Origin of the sequence: Pseudomonas putida, assembly GCF_001636055.1 — a bacterium.
GTDB lineage: Bacteria > Pseudomonadota > Gammaproteobacteria > Pseudomonadales > Pseudomonadaceae > Aquipseudomonas > Aquipseudomonas machongensis.
The window spans coordinates 4,001,903-4,028,640 of the sequence record NZ_CP011789.1; the positions used below are offsets into that span (position 1 = coordinate 4,001,903).

Annotated in this window: 27 protein-coding genes and 1 pseudogene; 10 read left to right on the top strand and 18 right to left on the bottom strand. The window is 60.8% G+C overall.

Features of this window, described 5'->3' with window-relative positions:
* Nucleotide 1 precedes the first annotated feature (1 nt).
* From AB688_RS17705 to AB688_RS17760, 12 genes are all read right to left on the bottom strand, one after another.
* On the bottom strand, nt 2–193 hold the full coding sequence (locus tag AB688_RS17705) for a hypothetical protein (RefSeq protein WP_054892076.1): 192 nt from the start codon (nt 191–193) through the stop codon (nt 2–4).
* A 165-nt stretch (nt 194–358) separates the two neighbouring features.
* Nucleotides 359–1,921 carry an alkyl hydroperoxide reductase subunit F gene (gene ahpF, locus AB688_RS17710; RefSeq protein WP_054892077.1) on the bottom strand — a complete coding sequence of 521 codons (1,563 nt, stop codon included), beginning with the start codon at nt 1,919–1,921 and terminating at the stop codon, nt 359–361.
* Nucleotides 1,922–2,046: 125 nt separating this feature from the next.
* Nucleotides 2,047–2,610 carry an alkyl hydroperoxide reductase subunit C gene (ahpC, locus tag AB688_RS17715; protein ID WP_004375926.1) on the bottom strand — a complete coding sequence of 188 codons (564 nt, stop codon included), beginning with the start codon at nt 2,608–2,610 and terminating at the stop codon, nt 2,047–2,049.
* A gap of 152 nt (nt 2,611–2,762) precedes the next feature.
* On the bottom strand, nt 2,763–5,219 hold the full coding sequence (locus tag AB688_RS17720; protein ID WP_196759866.1) for a fimbria/pilus outer membrane usher protein: 2,457 nt from the start codon (nt 5,217–5,219) through the stop codon (nt 2,763–2,765).
* 4 nt (nt 5,220–5,223) lie between these two features.
* Nucleotides 5,224–5,967 (bottom strand): molecular chaperone, encoded by a 744-nt coding sequence (locus AB688_RS17725; protein WP_063545329.1) that lies wholly within the window; start codon nt 5,965–5,967, stop codon nt 5,224–5,226.
* Nucleotides 5,968–6,025: 58 nt separating this feature from the next.
* Nucleotides 6,026–6,550 carry a fimbrial protein gene (locus AB688_RS17730; protein ID WP_054892080.1) on the bottom strand — a complete coding sequence of 175 codons (525 nt, stop codon included), beginning with the start codon at nt 6,548–6,550 and terminating at the stop codon, nt 6,026–6,028.
* A 215-nt stretch (nt 6,551–6,765) separates the two neighbouring features.
* On the bottom strand, nt 6,766–8,121 hold the full coding sequence (gene gorA / locus AB688_RS17735; RefSeq protein ID WP_063545330.1) for a glutathione-disulfide reductase: 1,356 nt from the start codon (nt 8,119–8,121) through the stop codon (nt 6,766–6,768).
* A gap of 102 nt (nt 8,122–8,223) precedes the next feature.
* Nucleotides 8,224–9,063, bottom strand: a complete 840-nt coding sequence (gene galU / locus AB688_RS17740) for a UTP--glucose-1-phosphate uridylyltransferase GalU (RefSeq protein ID WP_063545331.1) — start codon at nt 9,061–9,063, stop codon at nt 8,224–8,226.
* A 48-nt stretch (nt 9,064–9,111) separates the two neighbouring features.
* On the bottom strand, nt 9,112–10,473 hold the full coding sequence (locus tag AB688_RS17745) for a UDP-glucose dehydrogenase family protein (protein WP_063545332.1): 1,362 nt from the start codon (nt 10,471–10,473) through the stop codon (nt 9,112–9,114).
* 95 nt (nt 10,474–10,568) lie between these two features.
* A complete protein-coding gene (locus AB688_RS17750; protein ID WP_063545333.1) occupies nt 10,569–11,483 on the bottom strand; it encodes a c-type cytochrome in 915 nt (304 codons plus the stop codon).
* Complete coding sequence (locus tag AB688_RS17755) at nt 11,480–12,130, bottom strand: c-type cytochrome (protein WP_063545334.1); 651 nt, start codon at nt 12,128–12,130, stop codon at nt 11,480–11,482. Before AB688_RS17755 ends, AB688_RS17750 begins: the two co-directional genes overlap by 4 nt.
* Before the next feature lie 145 nt (nt 12,131–12,275).
* Nucleotides 12,276–12,635 (bottom strand): hypothetical protein, encoded by a 360-nt coding sequence (locus tag AB688_RS17760; protein WP_054892086.1) that lies wholly within the window; start codon nt 12,633–12,635, stop codon nt 12,276–12,278.
* A 163-nt stretch (nt 12,636–12,798) separates the two neighbouring features.
* Between AB688_RS17760 and AB688_RS17765 the strand changes: the two genes are divergently transcribed.
* The 7 genes from AB688_RS17765 to csrA all read left to right on the top strand — a co-directional run bounded on the left by AB688_RS17765 (nt 12,799) and on the right by csrA (nt 17,511).
* Nucleotides 12,799–13,101, top strand: coding sequence for a DUF1883 domain-containing protein (locus AB688_RS17765; protein ID WP_054892087.1), 303 nt, complete (start codon nt 12,799–12,801; stop codon nt 13,099–13,101).
* A gap of 8 nt (nt 13,102–13,109) precedes the next feature.
* Nucleotides 13,110–13,280, top strand: coding sequence for a hypothetical protein (locus tag AB688_RS27050; RefSeq protein ID WP_196759867.1), 171 nt, complete (start codon nt 13,110–13,112; stop codon nt 13,278–13,280).
* Nucleotides 13,281–13,449: 169 nt separating this feature from the next.
* Nucleotides 13,450–14,208 carry a molybdate ABC transporter substrate-binding protein gene (gene modA / locus AB688_RS17770; protein WP_063545335.1) on the top strand — a complete coding sequence of 253 codons (759 nt, stop codon included), beginning with the start codon at nt 13,450–13,452 and terminating at the stop codon, nt 14,206–14,208.
* Nucleotides 14,208–14,888, top strand: a complete 681-nt coding sequence (gene modB / locus AB688_RS17775; RefSeq protein ID WP_063545336.1) for a molybdate ABC transporter permease subunit — start codon at nt 14,208–14,210, stop codon at nt 14,886–14,888. The genes modA and modB overlap by 1 nt, the downstream gene beginning before the upstream one ends.
* Before the next feature lies 1 nt (nt 14,889).
* Nucleotides 14,890–15,981, top strand: a complete 1,092-nt coding sequence (gene modC / locus AB688_RS17780) for a molybdenum ABC transporter ATP-binding protein (protein WP_054892090.1) — start codon at nt 14,890–14,892, stop codon at nt 15,979–15,981.
* 54 nt (nt 15,982–16,035) lie between these two features.
* Entirely contained in the window at nt 16,036–17,049 is a 1,014-nt protein-coding gene (locus AB688_RS17785; RefSeq protein ID WP_063545337.1) for a DNA topoisomerase IB, read from the top strand.
* Between the two features lie 264 nt (nt 17,050–17,313).
* A complete protein-coding gene (csrA, locus tag AB688_RS17790; RefSeq protein ID WP_054892092.1) occupies nt 17,314–17,511 on the top strand; it encodes a carbon storage regulator CsrA in 198 nt (65 codons plus the stop codon).
* 71 nt (nt 17,512–17,582) lie between these two features.
* Here csrA and AB688_RS17795 read toward each other — a convergent pair whose 3' ends face one another.
* Genes AB688_RS17795 through AB688_RS17805 form a run of 3 tightly spaced genes read right to left on the bottom strand, consistent with a single transcriptional unit; the run spans nt 17,583 to nt 20,571 of the window.
* Nucleotides 17,583–17,942 carry a response regulator gene (locus tag AB688_RS17795; RefSeq protein WP_054892093.1) on the bottom strand — a complete coding sequence of 120 codons (360 nt, stop codon included), beginning with the start codon at nt 17,940–17,942 and terminating at the stop codon, nt 17,583–17,585.
* 12 nt (nt 17,943–17,954) lie between these two features.
* Nucleotides 17,955–19,400, bottom strand: coding sequence for an ATPase domain-containing protein (locus AB688_RS17800; protein WP_063545338.1), 1,446 nt, complete (start codon nt 19,398–19,400; stop codon nt 17,955–17,957).
* 22 nt (nt 19,401–19,422) lie between these two features.
* Complete coding sequence (locus AB688_RS17805) at nt 19,423–20,571, bottom strand: two-component system sensor histidine kinase NtrB (RefSeq protein WP_063545339.1); 1,149 nt, start codon at nt 20,569–20,571, stop codon at nt 19,423–19,425.
* 136 nt (nt 20,572–20,707) lie between these two features.
* On the opposite strand from AB688_RS17805, the gene AB688_RS17810 reads away from it, so the two are divergent.
* The gene (locus tag AB688_RS17810) at nt 20,708–20,920 is read left to right on the top strand and encodes a hypothetical protein (RefSeq protein WP_063545340.1); all 213 of its coding nucleotides are present in this window, start codon (nt 20,708–20,710) and stop codon (nt 20,918–20,920) included.
* A 387-nt stretch (nt 20,921–21,307) separates the two neighbouring features.
* On the opposite strand, the gene AB688_RS17815 is transcribed toward AB688_RS17810, so the two are convergent.
* On the bottom strand, nt 21,308–22,483 hold the full coding sequence (locus tag AB688_RS17815; RefSeq protein WP_063545341.1) for an MFS transporter: 1,176 nt from the start codon (nt 22,481–22,483) through the stop codon (nt 21,308–21,310).
* Nucleotides 22,484–22,563: 80 nt separating this feature from the next.
* Nucleotides 22,564–23,562, bottom strand: coding sequence for an alpha/beta hydrolase (locus AB688_RS17820; RefSeq protein ID WP_196759905.1), 999 nt, complete (start codon nt 23,560–23,562; stop codon nt 22,564–22,566).
* 254 nt (nt 23,563–23,816) lie between these two features.
* On the opposite strand from AB688_RS17820, the gene AB688_RS17825 reads away from it, so the two are divergent.
* Both AB688_RS17825 and AB688_RS27210 read left to right on the top strand, forming a co-directional pair.
* Nucleotides 23,817–24,764: an AraC family transcriptional regulator gene (locus tag AB688_RS17825; RefSeq protein WP_063545343.1), complete on the top strand. Its 948-nt coding sequence runs from the start codon at nt 23,817–23,819 to the stop codon at nt 24,762–24,764.
* Nucleotides 24,765–24,811: 47 nt separating this feature from the next.
* Complete coding sequence (locus AB688_RS27210; RefSeq protein WP_231100247.1) at nt 24,812–25,348, top strand: cyclophilin-like fold protein; 537 nt, start codon at nt 24,812–24,814, stop codon at nt 25,346–25,348.
* 484 nt (nt 25,349–25,832) lie between these two features.
* Here the strand turns inward: AB688_RS27210 and AB688_RS27215 are convergent.
* Nucleotides 25,833–26,726: pseudogene (locus tag AB688_RS27215) on the bottom strand (ROK family protein).
* Between the last annotated feature and the right edge of the window lie 12 nt (nt 26,727–26,738).

A 26,738-nucleotide genomic window follows, 5' to 3' on the forward strand; every position in this document is an offset into this window, starting at 1 on the left:
GTCAGGGCTGGTCGGGTTCGGGGAAGTTACGGCAGCTCTTGCGCTCGGCCAACTCTCTGTCGCTGGGGCGCTGGTCGACGAACACGGTGCGGCCGTCGGGATAGATTTCCAGATAGCCCCAGTGCAGGTCCTGCTCCTGCTGGCCGGGCTTGGGTGGCACCAACCACCAGGGTTCTCGACTGATCGGGGTCATGACTGTACCTCCTGGGAGCGTCTGCAGTAATCATAGACACCCTCGGGTGATACTTGGTTTGGTCGGCCATATCACGGACAAGCCCACCCCACCGGTAAAGCGCAGTTCTCGAGAACTGCGCTTTACCGGTGGGGTGGGCTTGTCCGTGATATGGCCCGCGCTGACTTACGCCGGCGCCGAAGTCCGGATCAGGTGGTCAAAGGCTGCCAGCGAAGCTTTGGCGCCCTCGCCCACGGCGATGACAATCTGCTTGTACGGCACCGTGGTCACGTCACCGGCCGCGAACACACCAGGGATGCTGGTCTGGCCTTTGGCATCGACGATGATCTCGCCGCGCGGCGACAACTCGACCGTGCCCTTGAGCCAATCGGTGTTCGGCAGCAGGCCGATCTGCACGAAGATACCTTCGAGCGCCAGTTCGTGGATCTCGTTGCTGGTCCGGTCTTCGTAGCGCAGGCCGGTGACCTTCTCGCCGTTACCCAGCACTTCCTTGGTCAGGGCACTGGTGATCACCTTGACGTTCGGCAGGCTGTGCAGCTTGCGCTGCAGCACCGCATCGGCACGCAGCTGGCTATCGAACTCGATCAACGTCACCTGAGCGACGATACCGGCCAGGTCGATGGCTGCTTCCACGCCAGAGTTGCCGCCGCCGATCACCGCCACGCGCTTGCCCTTGAACAGCGGGCCGTCGCAGTGCGGGCAGTAGGCCACGCCACGGGAGCGGTACTCCTGCTCCCCGGGGACATTCATTTCGCGCCAGCGGGCGCCGGTGGCGAGGATCACGGTCTTGGCCTTGAGCGACGCACCGCTGGCCAGGCGTACTTCGTGCAGACCGCCATCGGCGGCCGGGATCAGCGCTTCACCGCGCTGCAAATTCATGATGTCGACGTCGTACTGCTTGACGTGCTCTTCCAGCGCAGTGGCCAGCTTCGGCCCTTCGGTCTCCTGCACGGAGATGAAGTTCTCGATCGCCAGGGTGTCGAGCACCTGGCCGCCGAAGCGCTCGGCGGCAACGCCGGTACGAATGCCTTTGCGCGCAGCGTAGATGGCTGCCGCAGCGCCAGCCGGGCCACCGCCGACCACCAGCACGTCGAAAGCGTCCTTGGCGTTGATCTTCTCGGCCTGGCGGCTGCCAGCACTGGTGTCGATCTTTCCGAGAATCTCTTCCAGGCCCATGCGACCCTGGCCGAACACTTCACCGTTCAGGTAGATGCTCGGCACCGCCATGACCTTGCGCGATTCGACTTCATCCTGGAACAGCGCACCATCGATGGCGACGTGCCGAATGTTGGGGTTGAGCACCGCCATCAGGTTCAGGGCCTGGACCACGTCCGGGCAGTTCTGGCAAGACAGCGAGAAGTAAGTCTCGAAGCTGAACTCGCCTTCCAGGGCCTGGATCTGCTCGATCACTTCGGCGCTGGCCTTCGATGGGTGGCCGCCGACCTGCAGCAACGCCAGTACCAGCGAGGTGAATTCATGGCCCATGGGGATGCCGGCGAAACGCAGGCTGATATTGCCCCCGGGACGGTTGAGCGAGAATGACGGGCGACGGGCGTCGCTGCCGTCCTCGCGCAGGGTAATGAGGTTCGACAGGCCGGCGATCTCAACCAGCAGGTCGTGCATTTCACGGGACTTCGCGCCGTCGTCGAGGGAGGCAACGATCTCGATCGGCTGGGTGACCCGCTCCAGGTAGGTTTTCAGTTGCGATTTAAGCGTGGCGTCCAACATACGGGGCGATTCCTTTTTCAAAACTCGGATACAAAAACGCCCAGGCGAGGTCGCCCGGGCGTTTGACGGGGCAGTGAGTACTTCAGCTGTGGCGGCTGCTCACCGCCCTCGACTGATGCATGGACTCAGATCTTGCCGACCAGGTCCAGCGACGGCGCCAGAGTGGCTTCGCCTTCTTTCCACTTGGCCGGGCAGACTTCGCCTGGGTGAGCGGCAACGTACTGGGCAGCCTTGACCTTGCGCAGCAGCTCGGCTGCGTCACGACCTACACCACCGTCGTTCAGTTCGACGATCTTGATCTGACCTTCCGGGTTGATCACGAAGGTGCCGCGATCAGCCAGACCGGCTTCTTCGATCAGCACGTCGAAGTTGCGCGAGATGACGTGGGTCGGGTCACCGATCAGCGGGTACTGGATCTTGCCGATGGTGTCCGAAGTGTCGTGCCAGGCTTTGTGGGTGAAGTGGGTGTCGGTGGACACGCCGTAGATCTCGACGCCCAGTTTCTGGAACTCGGCGTAGTTGTCAGCGAGGTCACCCAGTTCGGTCGGGCAGACGAAAGTGAAGTCAGCCGGGTAGAAGAACACGACGGACCATTTGCCTTTCAGGTCGGCTTCGCTTACCTGAACGAACTCGCCTTTGTGGTAGGCAGTGGCGTTGAACGGTTTGACCTGGCTGTTGATGATTGGCATGAGAAACGCTCCTTCGAGGGTTAGTTAACTTGGGGTGGGTAACTTTCGATGGAGTAATCCTATCCAATGACCTCGACAATGGCTCATTGGTAAACCTCATGTTGGTGATTGGTTTTGGCTATAAGCTGCGCGACCGATAGATTTTTTCATTCCTATGCCTCGTCTGCCGGTCCTGAAGTGCAGGTCGAGGCTGCGCCCTCTGCGTAATCCAGCCAGCAGCTCGCATCTGCTTGCTCACCCCAGGAGACCCTTACCCGTCCTCGCGCGTCATGCGAGCGAAAATGCAGGCGGCTGCCCTGTCCCACCATGCCCACCTCATCACCTTGCACATCGAATACCTGGGCACCGAACGGCAAGGCATGCCCGTGCTCGTTGCGAGCCTCCAGCATCAGCAGGCGACCGCTGCGCGTGGGATAGTGCAGCAAGGTCACCGCACCGGCTCGGGGCACAACCGACTGACCGCTGAGCTGCAACTCCACATCCTGTGACATGCCCTTGGGGTCCAGGTCGACGGTATTCACGCTGTAGGGGCTCAACGAGGGGACCACCGCAAAGCCCTGGGCATTCAGCCGCACACTCGGATGCTGCTGAATACGCGCCGCTTCAGCGAAGGGGGCATGGACGATGGCGAAACTTTCGCCCAACGGTTGTGCCAACAGTACACCTCCCGGATGGGCGACCACCGAGCCGCGCGCGCCGAGTGCCAGCTGGCGGGATCCCTGGCGCTGGGCCACGACCCCGCTCAGCTCTCCCGTCGGGCTGCGATGCACCAGGTTGGCGTCGAGCCCTGCGCCGCCTTGCCTTCCCTCCTGGTACACACTGGACAGGCCATACCCCCATTGCCCATCCTCGCCGGCAGTCGCGCTCCAGCGCACATTCGTCCTGGCCCCGCCTTCGGAGTCGCGGCTCATGCTGGAACTCAGCGATCCACGACGTTGCAGACCCAACGGCAAGCTGGCCGTCAGTGTCAAAGCGCTCACGGCCTGTCCGTTGCCTCGATACTCGCGCCCAAGCGTCATGCCGTAGGAGAGCGAGCGCAGATTGTTGTAATACCCCACGTTGTACTCACGATTGCCCACCCCAGATCCCCACTGCTTACCCGCGCTGGCCCTCAGGCTCAGACGACCGCTCCCGGGCAGGCGCTGCTGAAGTGTCAGCGCTGCCCGCCAGTGCTGAGGCGAACGCTGATTTGTACGCTGCGTTTGCTGGCTGGTGCGGGCGAACTCGTCAAAGCTGTAGTAGCCAGCGTTATTGCGGTGGGTAAGGCTGGCGCTCAGGTCGGTGGCCGTTGCCTCCACCCGCTGGCGCCAACTGAAGCGCAGCGCCTGCCCCTGCGCGGAGCGACCCTGGCCTAGCGATGCCTGCGCGTGGTATGCGGTCAATCCAAAAGCACCAAAGCGGCTGTTGATCGCCCCCCCCATGGCGCTGGCCAGATAGTCCTCTGCCAGCCAGGCGCCTCCATGTACGCTGAAGGTGTTGTCCACCCCTTGCTGCCAACTGCCTTGCACATGACCTGGGCCAGGACGCCCAAGGTCGTCGCGCCACACCCCCGCACTAAGGTCGAAACGGCTTGCCCCTTCTCGCAAGGCCAGTGGCGCGGCCTGATAGGGCAACGTGAAGCGTCGTACGCTGCCGTCAGCCTCCTCCAGGGTGACCTCCAGATCGTCGTTGAGGCCACTGGCATAAAGGTCGTCGATCTCGAATGGCCCCGGCGGCACCGTCGACTCATGCAGCAGCATCCCTCGCTGGCGGATGCTCAACAGCGCCGTAGTATTGGCCATGCCCCTCACTACCGGCGCAAACCCCCGCTGTGCGCGGGGCAACATGCGCTCGTCAGTGGATAATCGCAGTCCGCGAAAGGCGCTGCTGTCAAATACATCCCCAGCAGCGTAGCCATCGCCGAGAGTAAGCTGGGCCGACCACAAGGGAACATCGCGCCGTACCGACGTCGCACCCGGCTGGTACCGGGCTGCGCGCTTGTCGCTCATCTGCGCATTGCCTTCGTGGCGCCAATACCAATCCCCGGTATTGAATCCGGCACGCAGGCCGAGATAGCCCTGCTGGCTACGACTGCCTGCCTGCAGGTCGTGCTGCTCATGGACATTCAGGCGGTAGTCGACAAACCCTGCTGTGACACCTGCATCCCAGGTATGGAATGGCAAATTGTCCTGGGGTTGGCGACGCAGCAAAGACCGGTCAATTTCAAGGCGCAATTGCAAGGCCCCAAAATCCAGATCCTCGCTGGCGGCCACCAGCAGTTGAGGCAACATCATGCAGCTGTCGGGGCTGGTCAGTTGCTTGCGCGGCTGAGCCGCCAGCCTCGCTAGATCAAGCCCCAACTCTTCGAGCAGGATTCGGTCATAACAGGGCGCCGCCTGACCGGATGCATCCCGATTGCGCAGAAACACGGTACGCCGCCCTATCCACTGCTGGTTGAGGATGATATCCAGGGCAAAGTCGCCCTGGGGAACCGAATCGCTGGCCTGGAAACGCTCGAGATTGATCGTGCTGCCCTGGCGCAACAGGCCGGGATCGAACTCCACACCAGGTACAAGCCCGACATACCCTCCCGTCATACCGAGAATGGCCCACCACCGGCGAAAACTCATGGGTTCAACGGCCTTGAGGGAACTGCAGGATTGCAACAGCTTCTCGAGAGGCGCCGTAGTCATCCAGGTACTGATAGCGGACCTGAGAAACCGCATCGGGACGAGACGGCGCGGAGCTCAACGCGAAACGGGCGCTGCTGAGGGGAGCAACATGGCCTACCGATGCTGGCAACGCCGAACCCGGATGGACAGCCTCGAGCTTGGCGAGATTGACGTGATAGGGTGTGGGATTGTCCGCATGCAGTACCCAGCCCTGGGATTCCCTGACCAGGCGCCAGGTAAGCCGAGCATGTGCATCGGCAGGTTTTGCGGCCAATCCCTGCGGCCGATAGAACAGTTTGATACGAGTCCTGAGAGAAATCTGCAGGCTGTTATCGCCACCACCTTTCGGCGGGACATCGAGTACATTCAGCCAGTACAGGCTCTCTCGATCCGTTGGCATGGCACGACTATCGTGAAACACCCTCAGGCTCTGGCGCTTGCCCGGGTCCAGGCGCAACAACCCAGGTGTCACGCTGAATGGCCCCTGTAACTCATCCTCGGCCTCTTCCGGCCCTCCCTCGTCGACCCAGACCTGCACCAGCGACGGATACCGTCCCTCGTTGCTCAACCTGACAGTGACCTCGGAGCTCTCGGCGGGATAGACGACCCGCGTGGTGGCAATCACCACACTGGCATTGGCCTGCGTGCACGACAGAAACGCGGCCAGCAACGATCCCCACCCCATGGCGCTGAGAGATAGCTTCATGATGTTCCACTCGAAAATTGGGAGCGGAGCAGCCCCGGACAGGGCTGCTCCATAGGACTCAGAGATAATCCAGCGAGTAGCGGATTCTGGAACTGACCAGGCCTGGGGTAGTGCGGCCTGTCGAGTAGTACTGGGCGTAGTAGCGCAGCGTCGCGTTACCGTCCACGAGGGTGACTTGCTGGGAGTTCTGCGAGCCTTTGGCTGCAGCGAGATTCATGACGCTCTTGGCACTGTTGAGCAATTGCAGCTCGACGTTTTCACTGCCGCCGGCATCGACGATCAGACGCCCTTGATCACTGACGCTCGCACCTGGCTCGAAGTAAGTTGAAACCTGGCCGACATGGGTACAACCCGTCAGCTGCAATACGAAGGAGGTTTCCCCTTCCACATCGCCTGGACGCACGAGCTTCGCGGCGTTGACATCCGGCAGGGTCACCGGAAGATTGCCGTCCCCCCCATTGATGATGCACGTCGGCGCCAGAACCCGCCCCTGAAAGCTGATTTCGCCGTGGTCTGCCTGGGCCCCCCCGACGATCAGCGACAACCCGCAGAGCGCAAAAACACTTTTGTAGAACCTGTCCATATCATCCTTCCTCAAGCGAGACGATCAGGCACATGCCGAACCGGCGCCGTAGAGCGGCGCGGCAACAGTATCTGCATCAGGCTTGGGAGGCTCTGTCGGTGATTGGTTGATCAGCGGCTGGCGACAACCATGACAGCGGTAGGATTCTCTACCATGCGATTGTGGGAACAATCCCCAGACCTCATGCTTCGAGGCCCGGAGAATGCTGCGAACTACTAACGAGTTACAGTCCGCATCGTGACGAATTCCTCAGCGGCGGTCGGATGCACGCCGATAGTCTCGTCAAACTGCTGCTTTGTGGCGCCTGCCTTGAGTGCGATACCCAGCCCCTGGATGATCTCGCCTGCATCCGGCCCCACCATATGGCAACCCAGGACCTTGTCGGTCTCGGCATCGACCACCAGCTTCATCAGGGTCTTTTCCTGCAGGTCGGTGAGGGTCAGCTTCATGGCGCGGAAGCGGCTCTCGAAGATCTGGATCTTGTGGCCGGCAGCCAGTGCCTGCTCTTCGGTCAGGCCGACGGTGCCGATCGGCGGCTGGCTGAACACCGCCGTGGGGATGTTCTGATAGTCCACCGAACGGTACTGCTCAGGCTTGAACAGGTGACGGGCTACCGCCATGCCTTCAGCCAGAGCGACCGGTGTGAGCTGGACACGACCGATTACATCGCCCAAGGCGAACACCGAAGGCTCGGTGGTACGGTACAGGTCGTCGACACGGATGTAACCGCGCTCGTCGAGCTCAACGCCGGTGTTCTCCAACCCCAGATTGTCGAGCATCGGACGACGACCGGTGGCGTAGAACACACAGTCGGCGATCAACTCCCGACCATCCTTGAGCGTCGCCTTGAGGCTGCCATCGGCCTGTTGGTCAATACACTGGATATCAGCGTTGAACTGCAGGTCCAGACCGCGCTTTTCCAGTTCCTCCTTCAGGTGGGTACGTACCGAACCATCGAAGCCGCGCAGGAACAGGTCGCCGCGATACAGCAAGGAGGTATCGGCGCCCAGGCCCTGGAAGATGCCGGCGAATTCGACGGCAATGTAGCCACCACCGACCACCAGCACCCGGCGTGGCAGCTCCTTGAGGTAGAACGCCTCGTTCGAGGTGATCGCCAGTTCCTTGCCAGGGATGTCAGGCACCTGTGGCCAGCCGCCCGTGGCGATGAGGATGTTCGCCGCGCTGTAGCGCTGACCTTCTACCTCAACCTCATGGGCACCGGTCATGCGCGCATGACCTTGCAGCAAGGTGACGCCGCTGTTGACCAGCAGGTTGCGGTAGATGCCGTTGAGACGCTCGATCTCACGGTTCTTGTTGGCGATCAGGGTGCCCCAGTCGAAGTGACCTTCTTCGAGGGTCCAGCCGTAGCCGGCCGCCTGCTCCAGCTCATCGGCGACGTGTGCACCGTACACCAGCAACTTCTTCGGCACACAGCCGACGTTGACGCAGGTGCCGCCCAGATAACGACTCTCGGCCACCGCCACCTTCGCCCCGAACCCCGCGGCAAAGCGCGCCGCGCGTACACCGCCGGAACCGGCACCAATCACGAACAGATCAAAATCGTAGGCCACTTTCCAGACTCCACAAAAAAAGCCACCCGAGGGTGGCTCTTTTCGTGACGCGCTGCAAGCGTCAGACAGCAAGAAAAGTGACGCTGCAGCGCTGGCTCGGACTCAGTAGGCCTTGCCGGTCTTGTAGTAGTTCTCGAAGCAGAAGTTGGTGGCGTCGATATAGCCTTCGGCGCCGCCGCAGTCGAAACGCTTGCCCTTGAACTTGTAGGCAATGACACAACCGTTCTGTGCCTGCTGCATCAGGGCGTCGGTGATCTGGATCTCCCCGCCTTTGCCCGGCTCGGTGTTGGCGATGATATCGAAGATGTCCGGGGTCAGGATGTAGCGGCCAATGATCGCCAGGTTCGACGGCGCATCTTCAGGCTTGGGCTTCTCGACCATGTTGGTCACGCGGAAGATGTCATCGCGGATCATGTCGCCAGCAATCACGCCGTACTTGTTGGTTTCCTGCGGATCGACTTCCTGGATGGCAACGATCGAGCAGCGGAACTGATTGAACAGCTTGACCATCTGGGTCAGGACACCGTCACCTTCAGGGTTGACGCACAGGTCGTCCGCCAGCACCACGGCGAACGGCTCGTCACCGATCAGGGGGCGACCGGTGAGGATGGCGTGGCCCAGGCCTTTCATTTCAGTCTGACGGGTATAGGAGAACGAGCACTCGTCCAGCAGACGACGGATACCGACCAGGTATTTTTCCTTGTCGGTGCCCTTGATCTGATTTTCCAGCTCATAGCTGATGTCGAAATGGTCTTCCAGCGCGCGCTTGCCGCGCCCGGTGACAATGGAGATCTCGTTCAGACCGGCATCCAAGGCCTCTTCAACGCCATACTGGATCAGTGGCTTGTTCACCACCGGCAGCATTTCCTTGGGCATGGCTTTGGTAGCGGGCAGGAAGCGGGTGCCGTAACCGGCTGCCGGGAACAAGCATTTTTTGATCATATACATCCTTAAACAAGGGCTGGGCCTGTGGTATTCGGCGCAGTCTAATCAGGCGGCAGTCACCTTACAATGCCCCACCTGCGGCCGACCGATGCCATGATAGAGATAACCCAGTGTAGATAGTTCCGATGGATCGTAAATATTACGCCCGTCGAACAGCACCGGCTTACGCATCAGGCCCCTGATCCGACGAAAATCCGGCTGGCGGAACTGCTTCCATTCGGTCACCAGTACCAGTGCATCCGCGCCCTCCACACAGGCATAGGGATCATCCCCCAACTGCAATTGACCACTGGCCATCGCCTGCGGATAAGCCGCCGCGGCCCCGTCCAGCGCCGCCGGGTCACAGGCCCGCACCCGTGCCCCTGCCGCCAGCAGGGCGTCGAGCAGCACCAGGCTGGGTGCCTCTCGCAGGTCGTCGGTGCCAGGCTTGAACGCCAGGCCCCACAACGCCACATTGCATCCGCCCATGCCCCCCCCGAAATGCTGCTGCAGCGCCTGGAACAACAAGGTCTTCTGCTGCGCGTTGCGCGCGTGGACCGCGCGCAGGATCGCCGGCTGGTAGCCATGCTGCTCGGCTGTGTGGATCAGCGCACGCACGTCCTTTGGAAAGCATGAGCCGCCATAGCCGCAGCCTGCGTAGATGAAATCGCTGCCGATGCGCCGGTCGCTGCCGATCCCGCGACGCACCTGTTCGATATCCACCTCCAGCTCGGCGCACAGGCCGGCCAGCTCGTTGACGAAGGAAATCTTGGTGGCAAGGAAGGCATTGGCGGCATACTTGCTGAATTCGGCGGCGCGCGGGCTCATGACCAGCACGCGCTCCCGGTTACGTACAAAGGGCGCATACAGGCGCTGCAAGCATTGAGTGGCGGCGTCACTGTCGGTGCCGATGATGATCCGCTGAGGGCGCATGAAGTCCTCGACGGCGCTGCCCTCCTTGAGAAACTCCGGATTGCTCGCCACCGACACCGTGAAACTGGCCCCGCGTGCGCGCAAGCCGCTGTTGACCTGGCGGGCAACCCGCTCGGCCGTGCCCACCGGCACGGTCGACTTGTTCACCACCAGGCATGGGCGCAGCAAGTGCCGCCCGAGACTGTCGGCCACCGCCAGCACATGCTGCAGGTCCGCCGAGCCGTCTTCATGGCTGGGCGTACCCACGGCGATGAACGCCACATCGACCCGCGCCAACGCGTGATCCCAGTGCTCGGTGAAACTCAACAGGCCACTGTGCAGCCCCTCCTGCACGAGCGCAGCAAGCCCGGGCTCGTAGATCGGACACTGTCCCTGACGCAACTGGGCCAGGCGCGCGCGGTCATGCTCCAGACAGACCACGCGATTGCCCATTTGCGCGAAACAGGCCGCCGTGACCAGCCCCACGTACCCCGCCCCGATCACACAGAGTTCCATGGCCGCACTCCTTCAGGAAGATACGACATTGCAACCTGCAGGCGATTGCAGGGCCGTGACAGCGACGCGGCGGGAATATGACAGGTGCCCGGTATTCAGCCGCCCGTGCCCTGCCCGATCAATACACCCTCGACCTTTTGCCCATACAGGTTGACGCCATCGTTGGCATGGAACTTCACCCGCGTCTTCTCGATGGAGCCCTCTACCAGGCGCGGATCCTGCGGGCGTTCGTGGCGGTTGATCCATGCCGCGACATCCCACGCCTGCTGGTCACTCAGGCTGCCTGGCTTGCCCAGTGGCATGTTGTGCTTGATGAAGGACGCGGCGGTGTTGATCCGGTGCATCCCGGCCCCCCAGTTATAGGCATCGCGCCCCCACAACGGCGGCATGACGTACTCACCTGCAACTTTCTGCCCCTCGCCCTTGCCGCCGTGACAGATCGCGCATTGCTCGCTGTACACCTGCTCGCCACGCTTGAAGTCGTAGCCGTCCTTGGGTTGCGGCACCTCAGGATAACCGCGACCGGGCGTCTCCACGCCTGTGCGAGTGCCGGTCGCCAGCCAGTAGGCATAGACGCTGAGCGCGGTCATCGGCGGGCTGTCGGCCGCCGGTGGCTTGCCGTTCATGCTGAACTGGAAACAGCCTTGGATACGTTCGGCGTACGTGTTGACCTTGTCGTTTTTCTTGCGATAGGCGGGATACATCGGGTAGGCGCCCCACAGCGGAGCGGAGTGGGCCATGCGGCCTTGGTCGAGATGGCAGTTGCTACAGTTCATGCCATTGCCGACAGCCTCAGGCATCAAGCGGCGAGTATCGACGAACAGCGCATGCCCCTGGCGGACCATCTGGCCGAACGCGTTGTCCGGCAACTCGCTTTCTGCAGGAGGCACGAATACCGGAGTGGCCTGGCTGCCGGGCACCTTGAGCTGCGACTGGTCTTGCATGGCGATCTGCGCCGCCTGGGCGACGCCTGCGCCGAGCCACAATGCTGCGATCAGGATTTTTTTCATGGTGCGACCTCCTGGCGGGCGGCGTGGGCGAAGTAGTCGGCGATTGCCGTCACCTCGGCATCGGTCATGGCCTTGGCCACACCGACCATCAGTTGGTTAGGGTCGTTACGCCTGCTACCGTCGCGCCAGGCATTGAGCTGCGCAACCAGGTAAGCCGCCGGTTGTCCGGCCAGTGGCGGAAAGTGCTCGCCAACCCCCGCACCACCTGGGCCATGGCACTGCACACAACCGGGAATCTGCCGGCTCCAGTCGCCGTACAAGGCCAGGCGTTCGGTCGGATCGCTGGCCATTTGCTGACGGCGCGAACCCGTAACCGGGTCGGAAGGCTGCTCGGCCAGCCAAGCGCTGACCGAGCGGATCTCCTCGTCGCTCAGCGCCTTGGCAAGCGGCTCCATGACCGGCTGCTTGCGGCTACCCGAGCGAAAGTCCTCGAGTTGCTTGCTCAGGTATCCGGCAGACAAGCCGGACAGGCGGGGAAAACCGGCAGCGGCGATACCTTTGCCGTCCGGGCCATGGCAACCGAGACAGGCCATGGCGGCGGGATTCTGCCCGCCCTGGGTGAAGATTTTCTGGCCATCGACGGCATGCGCCGCGGGCCAGGCCAGGATCAGCAGACCGCCGATCATGACGCGACTCATCGGGTTCATCAGGGACACTCCATTTCCTTGTTATAAGCTTAGTCTTAAAAGACATAAGGAAATGGATACTAGTCCGGATAACTAAAGCGGAACAATGTCCCTACAAGTCATAAGGTATTGATCGGGCGTCTAACGACGTATTGCTTGCGCTGGATCAAGAACCGGAGATGCACTGGGTCGCTGCGGAGCGCACATCACCCAGACGCAGAGGGAAGTTGTTCAAGCGTTCATGCAGCTTGATGGCACTGCCACTGCCACGCTTGTCGACATCGACAAGCGCTGCCGGGCCGACACCGGCACTGAGCTTCTGCGGCACGATCAGGCGCAGGCCATCGCCACGCGCCTCTTCCACCAGCGGATCACGGCTATCGCCCAGCTTCTGCTTTACACAATCGGCATACTCACGCGGCGTCTTGCCGGAGATCACATCCAGCGTCTCTCGCGACTGCTCCAGCTCCGAGACACTGACGCAACCACCCAGTACCAGCGTCGCCGCCGCCATCACCCACTTCATCCGTTGCACCTCTGCCAATCAAAGAAATCGTTCGACAACGTCCGGGCGGTTTTGCTCCCTGCTTTGGCAGATTTCTCCCTGGCCCGGCCGTGCAGCCCGCCAGTGTACCCTGACATCGTGGTATCTTGGGCATTTGCAGAATCCCAACCTCGCGGAGCCCCACATGAAATTCGTCCACCAGCGCGAGCACCTCAACGAGGATGACATCGTCGTTATCGAGTGCTCCCAGCGCTGCAACATCCGCCTGATGAACGACGCCAACTTCCGCAGCTTCAAGAACGGCGGTCGCCACACTTACCACGGCGGCCTGTTCGAACGCTTCCCGGCGAAAATCACCGTCCCCAGCACCGGTTTCTGGAACATCACGCTCGATACCGTGACCGCCCGCCCGATCTCGGTGACGCGCAAGCCGACCTTCACCCACAAGATCAAGATCATCCGTCGCTCGTCGTCGAAACTCGGATAAGCCCTGCCATGACCCAGAACCTCAAATACGTGATCAAGTACAAGCTCGACGGCCAGCGCCGCTGGGACTTTGCCGTGATGCCCGATACCTCTCAGGAACAAGCCCTGGAAGCGTTGCGCAAGATCCACGGCGAAGACGCCGAGAAAATCAGCGACATTCAAGTCAGCAAGGCGTTGTAATCCAACAGCCATAGCGCTCAGGGCGTGCCCGCCGCCGCCCTGGGTGCCTGCACCGCCGATACAGGCCTGGCGTCCCGATAGCACCCTGCCATGATTTCACCCCTTCCCCGCGAACGGTTTATCGCTATATATTTCGCAATATAACGATAACCTCCGAGGAGCCCGTTTCATGCGTATTCGCCTGCCCCACCTGGCCGTCAGCGCCCTGGCCAGCCTGATTTCCCTCAATAGCGCCTGGGCCGATGAAGTTCAGGTGGCCGTGGCAGCCAACTTTACCGCGCCGATCCAGGCGATCGCCAAGGACTTCGAGAAAGACACCGGACACAAGCTGGTCGCAGCCTTTGGCGCCACCGGACAGTTCTACGCGCAGATCAAGAACGGCGCGCCGTTCGAAGTGTTCCTCGCCGCCGACGACAGCACCCCTGCCAAACTTGAGCAGGAAAAGGAAATCGTCGAACGCTCGCGCTTCACCTACGCCATCGGCACCCTCGCCCTGTGGTCTGCCAAGCCCGGTTATGTCGACGACAAGGGTGAGGTGTTGAAGAAGAACGACTTCCAGCACCTGTCCATCGCCAACCCCAAGGCCGCGCCCTACGGCCTGGCCGCGACCCAGGTGCTGGACAAACTCAAGCTGACCGAAGCCACCAAGGGCAAGATCGTCGAAGGGCAGAACATCACTCAGGCCTTCCAGTTCGTCTCCACCGGCAACGCCGAACTGGGCTTCGTCGCCCTGTCGCAGATCTACAAGGATGGCAAGGTCGAAAACGGTTCGGCGTGGATCGTCCCGTCCAGCCTGCACGACCCGATTCGCCAGGACGCGGTGATTCTCAACAAAGGCAAGGATAATCCGGCGGCCAAGGCCTTGGTCGAGTACCTCAAGGGTCCGAAAGCCGCTGCGGTGATCAAGTCCTACGGCTATGAAATCTGATGCCACTCGACGCCAGTGACCTGGGGGCGATCTGGCTGACCGTCAAACTGGCCAGCCTGACCACACTGATCCTGCTGGTGGTGGGCACGCCCATCGCCTGGTGGCTGGCACGCACCCGCTCATGGCTGCGCGGGCCCGTCGGGGCAGTCGTGGCACTGCCCCTGGTGCTGCCACCGACCGTGATCGGTTTCTACCTGCTGATCGCGCTCGGCCCCCACGGCTGGCTTGGTCAGGCCACCCAGGCGCTGGGGCTAGGCACCGTGGTGTTCAGCTTTACCGGGCTGGTGATCGGCTCGGTGGTGTACTCCATGCCGTTCGTGGTCCAGCCCCTGCAGAACGCCTTCAGCGCCATCGGCCAGCGCCCGCTGGAAGTGGCCGCAACGCTGCGGGCCAGTCCTTGGGACACCTTCATCCACGTGGTGCTGCCGCTGGCCAGGCCGGGCTTCATCACTGCCAGCATCCTCGGCTTTGCCCATACCGTCGGCGAGTTCGGTGTGGTACTGATGATCGGTGGCAACATCCCCGACAAGACCCGCGTGGTTTCGGTGCAGATCTTCGATCACGTCGAAGCCATGGCCTATTCGCAAGCGCACTGGCTGGCCGGTGCGATGCTGGTGTTCTCCTTCCTGGTGCTGCTGATGCTCTATGCCGGCCGCCGTGGCAAGGCTGGCTGGAGCTGAGATGAGTTCACGCATGCACGCACGCCTGAAACTGGCGCGCGACGACTTCACCCTGGATGTCGACCTCGACCTGCCGGGCCGCGGGATCAGCGCCCTGTTCGGCCATTCGGGCTCAGGCAAGACTTCCTGCCTGCGCTGCCTGGCCGGCCTGGAACGCGCCAGCGAAGCCTACATCGAGATCAACGGCGAGGTGTGGGAAGACAGTCGCCACGGCACTTTCCTCGCCCCGCATCGACGCCCGGTGGGCTATGTGTTCCAGGAGGCCAGCCTGTTTGCGCACCTCTCGGTGCGCGGCAATCTGGAATTCGGCTGGCGGCGGGTCTCGGCCAGCGAACGCAAGGTCGGACTGGACCAGGCCTGCCAGTTGCTGGGGATCGGGCACTTGCTCGAACGCAAGCCCATCACCCTCTCCGGCGGCGAAGCGCAGCGTGTCGGCATCGCTCGCGCCCTGCTCAGCAGCCCCCGGCTGCTGCTGATGGATGAGCCCCTGGCCGCCCTGGACGGCCCGCGCAAGCGCGAGATCCTGCCCTACCTCGAACGCCTGCACGACGAGCTCGACATCCCTGTGGTGTATGTCAGCCACTCCCAGGACGAGGTCGCACGCCTGGCCGATCATCTGGTACTGCTGGAGCAGGGCAAGGTCATGGCCAGCGGCCCGATCGGCCAGACGCTCGCGCGCCTCGATCTCTCGCTGGCGCAGAGCGAGGAAGCGGGTGTGGTGCTCGAAGGTGTGGTGATCGGCCACCAACCCGACTATGGACTGTTCGACCTGCGCTTGCCGGGCAGCGACGGTGCGCTGCTGCGCATCGCCCATCCCGACCTGCATGTCGGCAGCACCCTGCGCCTCAAGGTCCACGCCCGCGATGTCAGCCTGACCCTCGCCCACGACGGCACCTCGAGCATCCTCAACCGCTTGCCGGTGACCGTGCGAGAATGTCGCCCGGCCGACAACCCGGCGCACGTGCTGGTCAGCCTCGACGCTGCCGGCAGCGCCTTGCTCGCGCGCATCACCCGGTACTCGGCAGACCAGCTCGGCCTGCAGCCGGGCCAGATGCTGTGGGCGCAGATCAAGTCGGTGGCGCTGTTGGCCTGAGCAACTCAGGCACTGTCGTTGTCCACAGATGACAACTGGTCGATGGACTGCGCCATGCCCGAGATCACCCTGCCCCGCACCCTGCACTATGTCGACGACACCCAGCCCGGCCTGAGCCGACGCCTTTGGCGTGGGCGCTTCATCTACCTCAGCCCTGATGGCGAGCGCGTGCGCGACACGGAGACGCTGGCGCGTATCGCGGCGCTGGTCATCCCGCCCGCCTATACCGATGTGTGGATCTGCCTCGACCCACAAGGCCACCTGCAAGCCACCGGTCGCGATGCCCGTGGGCGCAAGCAGTACCGCTACCACAGCGAGTGGCGCACGCTACGCGACGAGCACAAGTACGGGCGCATGCTGGCCTTCGCGCAAGCGTTGCCAGGGCTGCGCCAGCACCTGGACCAGCACCTGGCACGCCCCGGGATGGACCGGGAAAAGGTCATGGCACTGGTGGTCAGCCTGCTCGACAACACGCTGATCCGCATCGGCAACCGTCAATACCTGCGCGACAACCAGTCCTACGGACTGACCACCCTGCGCAACCGACATGTCGAAGTCAGGGGCAACACCATTCGCTTCCAGTTTCGCGGCAAGCGCGGCGTCGAGCACAGCATCACCGTGCGCGACCGGCGCCTGGCGCAACTGCTCAAGCGCTGCATGGAGCTGCCTGGCCAGGAACTCTTCCAGTACCTGGACGAGGACGGCCAGCGCCATCGCATCGGCTCCAGTGACATCAACCTGTTCCTCCAGCAACTGACCGGTGCCGACTTCACCGCCAAGGACTACCGCACCTGGGGCGGCAGCGCACTGGCCCTGAGCCTGCTGCGTCCGCTGGCCTGGCAGCCTGAGGCCGAGGCCAAGCGCCAGGTCGCGGCCATCGTCCGCGAGGTTGCAACGCGCCTGGGCAACACGCCGGCGGTGTGCCGACGCTGCTACATCCATCCAGCGCTGCTCGAGCACTTCCACCTGGGCCGCCTTGCCGAACTTCCGCGAGTGCGGGCACGCAAAGGCCTGGAGCAGGAAGAGGTGGCCCTGTTGCGTTTTCTGCAGGCACTCGAAGCGCTGTGAAGTTTCATTGACCAGAGCTATTTACAACATAAAGCAGAGAAATTTCCCATATTCGCTCCGGCCCCCTATCCTTGCCACCGAGCACCTTCGCCGATTGATCTGACCCGGTTGATGTCGGCACCTGCAACTGAAGACCGCCAACAGATTTTGTTCGCTCAGGAATTAATATCTTCCGAAAGCGTCTTTAATGAGAAGGAAGAGGGACAGGCTCCCACCGCTGCGGCACATAGCCCCACGGATTTCTACATCACCAAGGAGAACTACATGCTGATACTCACCCGCAAGGTTGGCGAAAGCATCGTCATCAACGATGACATCAAAGTCACCATTCTGGGCGTCAAGGGGATGCAAGTGAGGATCGGCATCGATGCGCCCAAGGATGTCCAGGTCCATCGTGAAGAGATTTTCAAGCGCATCCAGGCCGGCAACCCCGCTCCGGAGAAAGCCGACGACCAATACTGACCACCCTTCGCCTCAAGCCGCACGGACGCGCTTGATCGCACGGCACGTCCCCGCGGGATTCCGCCTGCGGCTCAGGGACTCAACAGTTCGCGGACCTTGGCGATCATGCGGTCCATGTCGAACGGTTTGTCGAACACCGCGCTGAACAGTTCCGTTAGCCTGTGCCCCTCGTAGGCCTGCGCGCCGCTCATGAGAATGACCGGCAGATCGGGCAGCTGCAGCTCATTGCGGATCGCCCTGGCCAGCTCCTCGCCATTGAGCACCGGCATCATGTAGTCGGTGATCACCAGGTCAACCCGCTTCTCTCTCAGGGCCTCCAGCGCCTTGCGCCCATTGCTGGCCTTTTCTACCAGAAAACCCTCATCCTCCAGGGCGAATCCGAGGATGTCGGCGATCAGGTATTCATCATCGACGATCAGGATGCTGTTCATTGCCAGGTACCGTCAGCGGTCCCCCTGGGGTACGGCCGTGCCCGACAGCACACCGCTGGCCCCCGCGAATGCGTTGCGCAGGGTAATGCCATCGGCGCCGATAGCCAGCTCGTGGAGTGCCGGATCATAGTGGCTGTCACGGACCTTGAGAATCGACAACACACGCCGCAGCTGCGACTCCAGTTCGACGAAACGCATCAGGAACAGGTTGTCGACGATGCTCGACAGGTCCGGTGCCGGTGACGTGATTTCCGAGCCGAACAGGTCGCGCATCTCCCAGGTCAGCATCACACTGACACCCCGTGCGCGCAGCTCGCCGGTCAGGGCTCGGAAGAAACCGTTGAGCCGCGCCTGATCGAAAGCGAGTCGAGCGAAGGCGCCCAGGCTGTCGATCACCACACGCCTCGCCCCCAACGCCTGTACCTGCGCGAGCAAGCGTGCGCCAACCTGATCGAGCAAGCCCTCGGTGGTCGGTTGCCAGCTGAGCTGCAAGGCACCCTGGCGTTCCATTTCGGCAAAGTCGTAGCCCAGCGAGGCAGCCTTCAACCTCAGGCGAGCAGGCGGCTCGTAGAAACCAAAATGCAGCGCCGGCGCCTCAGGCGTGGCCGCTGCAAGAAAGCCGAGCCCAAGGGATGACTTGCCCGCTCCCGACGGCCCCATGAGCAGGCTCACCGACCCTTCGGCCAGACCACCATCGAGCATCCCGTCCAACGCTTTCACACCCGTGGTGATACGCACCAAGGTGTCAGAACCCAGGTTGCTCGGGTGGCTGTACAACGCCTCCAGGCGCGGATAGACCTGCAGCCCTGCCTCGTTGATCAGGCATTCATGAACCCCCGATAGTGCACCGCTGCCTCGGGTTTTGCGCAACTGTATATGACGCACTGCGCGGCTGCCCTCGAGCTGTTCACCCAACTCGATGACGCCATCGACCATGGTGTGCTCCGGGCTGCCCTCATCGAGGCGAGCGCTGGTCAACAGCAACACCGTGCAGCCGGCAAATGCCGCGTGCCCTTGCAGTTCGGCGACAAATTTCTTGGTATCGAGACTGGTTTCGGCCCGCGCCCGAGCATTGAGCAGGCCATCGACGATCAACAAGCTGGCCTGCTGCCTGGCGATCTCCTGGCGCAACAGACGCACCACCGCTTCCAGCCCTTCGTCCTGCAACGTATCGAAGGCACTGACGAACTGAATCTGGTCGCCCACCAGCGTCTGATCGAAGAACTCCAGGGTCGAGAGGTACTTGAACAGGCGCTCATGGGACTCGCTGAGCAAAGTCGCGACCAACACACGCCCGCCGTCACGCACATGGCCGCAGGCCAACTGGTTGGCGAGGATGGTCTTGCCCGCCCCGGGCGGCCCCTGGACGATGTACGAGGATCCGGCTACCAGGCCGCCCTTGAGCAGCGCATCCAGGCCCTCGATACCGGTCGCCAGTCGCTTGAGTGTTTCTACCATGACGTACTGTCCACCTCGTGTCTCAGGGTTCGGGCACTTTCGATGAAACCGGCAGGTAAAGGCTCATGCGCGTGCCCTCACCGACCGAACTTGCTACGCAGATCGCACCATTGCTCTGCTTGGCAAAACCATAGACCTGACTCAACCCCAGCCCGGTTCCCTTACCAAAAGCCTTGGTGGTGAAAAAAGGCTCGAAGATTCGCGGCAGCACCTGCGCATCGATCCCGTGGCCGCTGTCCTGCACATCGAAACGCAGGAAGCGCCCGTGCAGCGCCTCTACCTCACCCGCCAGTTCAACAACTGTCACGTCCAGGCCGATCGTCCCCTTGCCGCTGATGGCATCACGGGCATTGAACAGCAGGTTGAGCAAGACCATCTGCAGCTGCCCGGCATCCACCTCGATCGTCGGCAACTCTGGCGCCACCTGCGCGATGAGGTCGATGCCGTCAGGCAAGGCGTGCTCCACCAGGCTGCGGGTGGACGCAACCAACTCGTCAGGGGAGATGGTGCTGACGTTCAGTTGCCGGTGGCGAGCGAAGCTGAGCAACTGGCCTGTCAATTGCGAGCCACGCTGCCCGGCCTCGAGGATGTGTTCGAGCAGGCGCTCTATCCGCTGCGGATCGCCACTGGCACGCGCCAGGCGCGCCGAGCTGAGGATGATGGTCAGCAGGTTGTTGAAGTCATGGGCCAGACCACCAGTCAGTTGCCCCAAGGCCTCGAGCTTCTGCGCCTGGAACAGCTGCGCTCGCATCGTGTCGAGCTGCAACGCCGATTCACGTCGATCCGTGATATCGCGCGTCACCTTGGCCAGGCCGATGATCTCGCCATGCTCATCGCGCACCACATCCAGCGCCGCCAGAGCCCAGAACTGCGTACCGTCCTTGCGCACTCGCCAACCTTCATCCTGCGCCACGCCCTGCTCCAGCGCCTGGCGCAGCAGGCGTGCCGGGCGACCGTCGGCGCAATCCTGTGGCGTGAAGAACAACGAGAAATGCCGACCGATCACCTCGTCGGCACAATAGCCCTTGATCCGCTCGGCCCCTGGGTTCCAGGACACGACGTGACCGGTCGGATCGAGCATGTAGATGGCGTAATCCACCACCGCCTGCACCAGCTGTTCGTAGCGATTGGCAGTCATGAGCGGCGGGGCAGGACGATCGGTCGAAACCATGCGGGCTCCACGAGCACGACAAGAGGAACTGTAGAAGAGCTTAGTGCACGGCATCAGTGTCGGATATATGGCGCAATGACAGCAAGCCGGGGATTACCCTATAGTACCCCAGCCCCCCACCTGTCATGGAACCTATATGGCCATCAATTTCCGTTTGCTGGGCCTGCAGGACGACCTGCGCCACACCGCCGGGCAGATCGACCACCTGTGCCAGGCACTCGATGGCCATGCCCGTTTTCTGCGACACTCGGTGCATCAGGACGATGCCACCGCCATGGGCGAACAGGTGCAGGACCTTCGCCACAGCGCTGATGACATGCGCGAAATCGCCCAACTGATCCGCCCCTGAACGGGCAGCGCGGTTGACTCACCTATAAGATGGGTTATAAAGCGCGCTTGATTGTATGGCCCTTCAGTATTGAAGCGTGCCGGTCCCGGTGACCCGGTCAAGTGTGCGAGTGTGGTGGAATTGGTATACACAGCAGACTTAGAATCTGCTGACTGGCAACACCTTTTTTGTCATGCGATTGCATCTACATAAACAGCTGTAGGGCACGTACCACGACGCTTCTAGCGTTTGCCCTTCTCCTCGATGCCCTTCATTATCTTTGGTCTTTTTGAGAGCTTGGTCACTATTTGGTAGCCGGCACTCAAAAGTCAATTTATCAGCCGCAATCATAATCCAAGCAACGTGAGCCAAGGAAGGATAGCTGCCCCATAATTGCGGTGCCGTATTTCACCTGCGACTTGTGATAACACTCAGCGTGGTTGCGATGAACAAGAACGCGCTACTGGCAATGAAGGTAGCCTGATAACCCATCTCGTCGTACAGCACCCCGCCTGCAGTTGCACCAGCAGTGATCGCCAACTGAATAACCGCGACCATCAAGCCACCACCGGCTTCTGCATTGTGTGGCAGCGCTTTGGCCAACCAAGTGAACCACCCAACAGGCGCACAGGTCGCAACCAGCCCCCAGAGCCCCAGCAATGCGGCGACCGGAACCACCCAGTTACCAACCGCGATCACGGCAAATGCGGTGGCAGTCATGATCAACGGTATGCCTATCAAAATCCTATTCAGGTTTCGGCTAACGAAGGAGCCGACCAACATGGTGCCCACCAATCCTGCCACACCGATGATCAAGAGCAGGAGCGAGAGCGTGGGCACATCGACATGCGTGACCGTTTCCAGGAAGGGTCGCAGATATGTGAATAGCGTGAACTGACCCATGAAGAGAAACGCTACTGCAGCCATGCCGAGAGCGACTTTGCTGTCTCCCAGCAAACGCAAGGAGCCGGTGGCCGAAACTTGAGTCCGCTCACTCGGCATGGCCGGCAGTGTGAATGCTTGCCAGATCAACGCCAATGCGGCCAATGGCACGACGCAAAAAAATGCCCCTCTCCAGCCAATCATGCCGCCTAGGTAGCTTCCAACTGGCGCTGCGATTGCCGTGGCCAAAGCTGTACCGCCCTGCATAACGGCAATGGCCTTCGGAACGAGCGCTTCAGGTGCGATGCGCATCGTTACTGCAGTGGACATCGACCAATAACCACCAATGGCAATCCCAAGCACGGCGCGCCCTACCATCAAGGTGAGATAGTTCGGAGCAAAGGCCACCATCCCACCCGAAACCAGCATGAGCGCCGTTGTGGCCAGCAGGACAGGCTTGCGGTCGATCCCCTGGGTTAAGCTGGAGAGCAACAAGCTTGTGATGACAGCAAGGAAGCCGGAGATGGAAATAGCCTGGCCGGCCTGCCCCTCAGTCAATGACAAATCGGATGCAATCGGCGTGAGCAGGCTCACCGGCAAGAATTCAGATGCCACCAATGCGAAAGCACAGAGTGACATCGCCAGGACAGCGCTCCAGACCTGACGACTTGAGTGTTGAAGGGAGATTGCTGGGCTGCTCATGGCGTTCTCGTTGTAGCGATTTCAAAAGACACATGCGCCCAGGCCCAGCTTTCAGGAGCTGGGTCTGGGAATAGCAGTAGTTACTTGAGGTTTTCGCGGAAGAAGGTGGTCAGCTTACTGAAGGGGATCAGCTCAACGCGGTCATAGAGATCGACATGGCCTGCGCCTGGCACGATTACCAACTCCTTGGGTTCGCCGGCAAGGCGATACGCCTCCTCGCTGAACTCACGGGAATGAGCTTCCTCTCCTGCGATGAACAACATTGGACGAGGCGAGATCGTCTCGATGTCATTGAACGGATAGAAGTTCATGAACCTGACGTTACTGGTCAGCGTCGGGTGGGTCGTCAGAAGCGGCGATAGCCCTTTGGGGGTGAACTCACCACGAGGTGTGCGGTAAAAGTCGTAAAACTCCCGCTCGATGGCATTTGAGCTCTCAGTTAGCTGATCCACCGTGCCACTGGTGTACTTGGTTTCGCCTCCGGCAAATTCGACATCACGCTGTGCTACTGCTTCGGCGATAGCCTTTTTGCGCTGTTCGACCGAGACGCCATGCTTGAGTCCATTGCGGTTGGCGGCACCCATGTCGTACATGCTGACCGTTGCAACCGCTGTTATGCGTGGATCAATTTTCGCCGCACTGATGGCAAAGCTGCCGCTGCCACAGATGCCCAGCACGCCTATACGGTTCCGATCAACGAAACCTTGAGCACCGAGAAAGTCGACCGCCGCACTGAAGTCTTCGGCATAGATGTCCGGCGACACCAGGTTGCGCGGACGCCCGTCACTTTCACCCCAGAACGACAGATCGATGGCCAGGGTCACGAAGCCCTGCTCTGCCAGCTTCTGGGCATAGAGGTTCGAGCTTTGCTCCTTGACCGCCCCCATCGGGTGCCCGACGATGATTGCGGGATGCTTGGCGTTCACGCTCTGCTTTGTGGGCAGATACAGATTCCCGACAGTGGTCATCTGGAACTGGTTTTTGAAGGTGACGCGCTCGAGTGAAACCTGCCCACTCTGATAGAAATTGTTGGCCCCATGGGACATATCGGCGGCTCCCGCAGTGAGTGAACTGGCCATCAAGGCAAACGTAATGAACAAAGACTTCACGCACATCTTCCTGTCTGCTCGAAATGGAAGGGATGTGAGAGGACATCGCTCGCGGACGCTAGGGTCATCCCACCTGCCACCTATCTTCCTCGTGTGAACCAGCACGTCAGTAGAGCAAACCGGTAGTTTTCTTGCCCAATTGTCCAGACGTGACTGACTGGGCATGGACACTGAAAGCGACGCGCGAGTAGTGTTTTCGTTACACGCTGATCGGAACGCTCACCATGCCCGCAACCGCACTGCCGCCTTCACGCACAAACCCAATGGCCACACTGTGCAGGGTCATCGGTGCCCACACGCCCACCGCTGGAGATTTCGCGACGAGCATTGCAGGCCTAAGCGTCTATAGACGCAATGCGCCAGCCCCACCGATCACGTGCATTGTCGAACCAAGCATTGTTTTGGTTGTGCAAGGGGCAAAGGAAATGGTTATCGGCGGTGACGTATTCCCATACGACACGACGCGTTTTCTGGTCACCTCGCTAAACATTCCCGCCAACTCGGCGGTGATTGTGGCCAGCGAGGACGCACCCTGTCTTGGCTTGGTGTTCAAGCTCGATTTGCGCACACTGGCCGAATTGATCGCGCAAGATGGTCGCCTTCCTGTGAGCGGTCAGTCCTTTCATACCAGCGCTGGAGTTGGTGGACTGGGCCAGAAGCTGTTGGAAAGCTTCACCCGCCTGATTGAGCTGTTGGAGGAGCCCGATGCGATTCCGGTTCTCTGGCCCTTGATTCAGAGGGAGATACATTATCGGTTGCTGCTAAGTGATCAATCCCCTCTCCTGCGATATATCGCCTCCGTTGGCAGCAAGGGTCATCGAATCGCAAAGGCCATCGACTGGATGAAGCTTAACTACGCCGAGCCTCTGCGGGTGGACGAACTGGCCTCTCAGGTAAAGATGGGCCTCTCGACATTCCATCAGCACTTCCGACAGCTCACCGCAATGAGTCCGCTGCAATACCAGAAATGGTTGAGGTTGAACGAGGCAAAACGCTTGATGCTCAACGAACACCTCGATGCAGCGACCGCCGCATTCAAGGTCGGCTACGAAAGTCCATCGCAGTTCAGCCGTGAGTACGGGCGCCAGTTCGGCACGCCTCCAAAGCGCGATATCGCGGAGCTGCGTTTAGGTGCGGAGAGGTCAGTTGCCTCCACGCCTAACGTGCCCTGATCCCCCGCCTTCAAGACGTCGCCCGAACCAGGATGCAAGGAGATGCAATGAGAAGGAGCACACCCGACAAGCTTTTACCTCTAACCTACAAGGCCGCTCACTATCGATGGTCTGGCCTGCAGTACCTTGCTTGGATGAGTGGGCTGATGGCACTTGGTTTAGCTCACGCAGTTTCGGCCAGCGCATCTGATTCTCAAACGGCGAAAACTGGCGAAGCGAAAGCTCAGCAGGAGATACCCTACATGCACATGTCAGTAGGCGAGCGGCATTACAAAATCAGGTTGGCTGACACTGAGGCAGCTCGTGCCTTCTCCGCGTTGATACCCCTGACGCTTGAAATGGCCGATCTCAACAGTAATGAAAAGTATATCGATCTCGCGGTACCACTCCCCAAGGATGCGAGCTTTCCAGGAACGATCAAGGCAGGCGACGTCATGCTGTATGGATCGAAGACCTTGGTGGTCTTCTACAAGACATTCAAAACGCCCTACTCTTACACCCGTATCGGAAACATTGAAACCCCCGACGCCCTGATGCAGATGCTTGGCGGTGACGTTATCCGAGTCGAATTTTCCCAGCACTGAAAGCCGGCTAGACCTCTGACATCCCGCAAGCGCCTACTCGCTTCGGAGTGCTTCAACAACAACCTTGAAAGCAGCGGTTTGCTGTCGGCGCTTGGGGTAGTAACGATAATAACCAGGGATGAATTCCGACCCATCTGCCAATACCTCTTCAAGGGCACCGCTGCCGATATGCGCCTGAGCGTGTACATTGGTCACCTGGCCGCCTGCCAAACAGGCATATCTGCAACGAACTGTTCATGATCACCCGGACATCAATCGAGGTGCTATCGTCCAGCCCCTCGTTCTGTCTCCGGTGATGAAGCACAGGATCGGCCCAAGCCATAAAACGTCACCGCGCACACGCAGGCAGCTCGCCTTTGACTTTAGTCCTGGAAGCTATCAACCCTAGCTCGGATGATGACGATCCAAACTTCTCGTAGAGCGGCTGCCCTAATTCAAACAACCGGCAGATAATCCTTACATCAATACTCACACCTTATTAATATTATTGCCGCTGAGCAGCTCTAATCGCTCCTAGCGCGGCTACAGAATCTTCCGACTTCACTCGTTTGACAATGCAAGCATTCCACAGTGATGGAATGGCATAAGTCTCGGCAGCCAGCAAAGCAGCCTCCCAGTAGCCTTTCAGCTTCAAACTCCCACCACCCACTGCCAGACGCGAGGGGTTGAGCAAATTTATGATACTTGCCATCCCTAGACCCAACGCCTCACCACCGGCTCTCACTGTTGCCGTGGCGATAGGGTCATCATCATTTGCCAATCGAGCGAGAGCCTCTCCACTCTAGCCAAGCAAGTTGGACATAGCGCCGCCACCGGCTATTTCATCCAGCCTCTTGACAGAACCATCAACGTGCAGCGGTAGATACCCAAGCTCCCCAGCCCAGCCATTAACACCACGTAATTCCCGTCCGTGAGCCATGAATGCAGCACCGATGGCAGTGCCCGCCATGATCACGCCACCTGTAAAATCATTACTAACATCCTGCATTTCTTCCTGCAGGGCTGCCTCGACATCATTGATGACTGTTACTTGGCAACCAAGTCCTTTCAGGGAGGTGTCTGGACGCCAGCCTGTCAGATTTGGTAGGACATCGCAGCTAACGATCTCGCCATCAGAAGCGACAAGGCCAGGTACAGCGATACCAATCCGAGCCGGGCGGAGATTGCCATCGTCTATGAAGGCGTGGAGCTGGGCAGAAAAGTCTTCGGGAGAATAGCCGGGTCCCGTTTCAAAACATTTTGAATAAGCGCCGCATAATAGCAATAGCTTGGTACCGCCCAAATCGGCGCCAATAATGATCTCATTTCCTTCGGGGGCACTTGGCACTGTATACGCTCCTGCTGGACTATCAACAAGCCCATCCTGGACCGTTGCCATCGGGATAATGAG

Coding starts and splice junctions, on each gene's coding strand:
- modC (WP_054892090.1), top strand. CDS start 14,890: ATGAGTTCACGCATGCACGCACGCCTGAAACTGGCGCGCGACGACTTC.
- AB688_RS17755 (WP_063545334.1), bottom strand. CDS start 12,130: ATGAACCCGATGAGTCGCGTCATGATCGGCGGTCTGCTGATCCTGGCC.
- AB688_RS17815 (WP_063545341.1), bottom strand. CDS start 22,483: ATGAGCAGCCCAGCAATCTCCCTTCAACACTCAAGTCGTCAGGTCTGG.
- ahpF (WP_054892077.1), bottom strand. CDS start 1,921: ATGTTGGACGCCACGCTTAAATCGCAACTGAAAACCTACCTGGAGCGG.
- AB688_RS17825 (WP_063545343.1), top strand. CDS start 23,817: ATGCCCGCAACCGCACTGCCGCCTTCACGCACAAACCCAATGGCCACA.
- modB (WP_063545336.1), top strand. CDS start 14,208: ATGCCACTCGACGCCAGTGACCTGGGGGCGATCTGGCTGACCGTCAAA.
- AB688_RS27050 (WP_196759867.1), top strand. CDS start 13,110: ATGACCCAGAACCTCAAATACGTGATCAAGTACAAGCTCGACGGCCAG.
- AB688_RS17705 (WP_054892076.1), bottom strand. CDS start 193: ATGACCCCGATCAGTCGAGAACCCTGGTGGTTGGTGCCACCCAAGCCC.
- AB688_RS17820 (WP_196759905.1), bottom strand. CDS start 23,562: ATGGCCAGTTCACTCACTGCGGGAGCCGCCGATATGTCCCATGGGGCC.
- AB688_RS17795 (WP_054892093.1), bottom strand. CDS start 17,942: ATGAACAGCATCCTGATCGTCGATGATGAATACCTGATCGCCGACATC.
- AB688_RS17720 (WP_196759866.1), bottom strand. CDS start 5,219: ATGAGTTTTCGCCGGTGGTGGGCCATTCTCGGTATGACGGGAGGGTAT.
- AB688_RS17800 (WP_063545338.1), bottom strand. CDS start 19,400: ATGGTAGAAACACTCAAGCGACTGGCGACCGGTATCGAGGGCCTGGAT.
- galU (WP_063545331.1), bottom strand. CDS start 9,063: ATGATCAAAAAATGCTTGTTCCCGGCAGCCGGTTACGGCACCCGCTTC.
- AB688_RS17810 (WP_063545340.1), top strand. CDS start 20,708: ATGGCCATCAATTTCCGTTTGCTGGGCCTGCAGGACGACCTGCGCCAC.
- AB688_RS17750 (WP_063545333.1), bottom strand. CDS start 11,483: ATGAAAAAAATCCTGATCGCAGCATTGTGGCTCGGCGCAGGCGTCGCC.
- AB688_RS17785 (WP_063545337.1), top strand. CDS start 16,036: ATGCCCGAGATCACCCTGCCCCGCACCCTGCACTATGTCGACGACACC.
- AB688_RS17760 (WP_054892086.1), bottom strand. CDS start 12,635: ATGAAGTGGGTGATGGCGGCGGCGACGCTGGTACTGGGTGGTTGCGTC.
- modA (WP_063545335.1), top strand. CDS start 13,450: ATGCGTATTCGCCTGCCCCACCTGGCCGTCAGCGCCCTGGCCAGCCTG.
- AB688_RS17725 (WP_063545329.1), bottom strand. CDS start 5,967: ATGAAGCTATCTCTCAGCGCCATGGGGTGGGGATCGTTGCTGGCCGCG.
- AB688_RS17765 (WP_054892087.1), top strand. CDS start 12,799: ATGAAATTCGTCCACCAGCGCGAGCACCTCAACGAGGATGACATCGTC.
- ahpC (WP_004375926.1), bottom strand. CDS start 2,610: ATGCCAATCATCAACAGCCAGGTCAAACCGTTCAACGCCACTGCCTAC.
- AB688_RS27210 (WP_231100247.1), top strand. CDS start 24,812: ATGAGAAGGAGCACACCCGACAAGCTTTTACCTCTAACCTACAAGGCC.
- csrA (WP_054892092.1), top strand. CDS start 17,314: ATGCTGATACTCACCCGCAAGGTTGGCGAAAGCATCGTCATCAACGAT.
- AB688_RS17745 (WP_063545332.1), bottom strand. CDS start 10,473: ATGGAACTCTGTGTGATCGGGGCGGGGTACGTGGGGCTGGTCACGGCG.
- AB688_RS17730 (WP_054892080.1), bottom strand. CDS start 6,550: ATGGACAGGTTCTACAAAAGTGTTTTTGCGCTCTGCGGGTTGTCGCTG.
- AB688_RS17805 (WP_063545339.1), bottom strand. CDS start 20,571: ATGGTTTCGACCGATCGTCCTGCCCCGCCGCTCATGACTGCCAATCGC.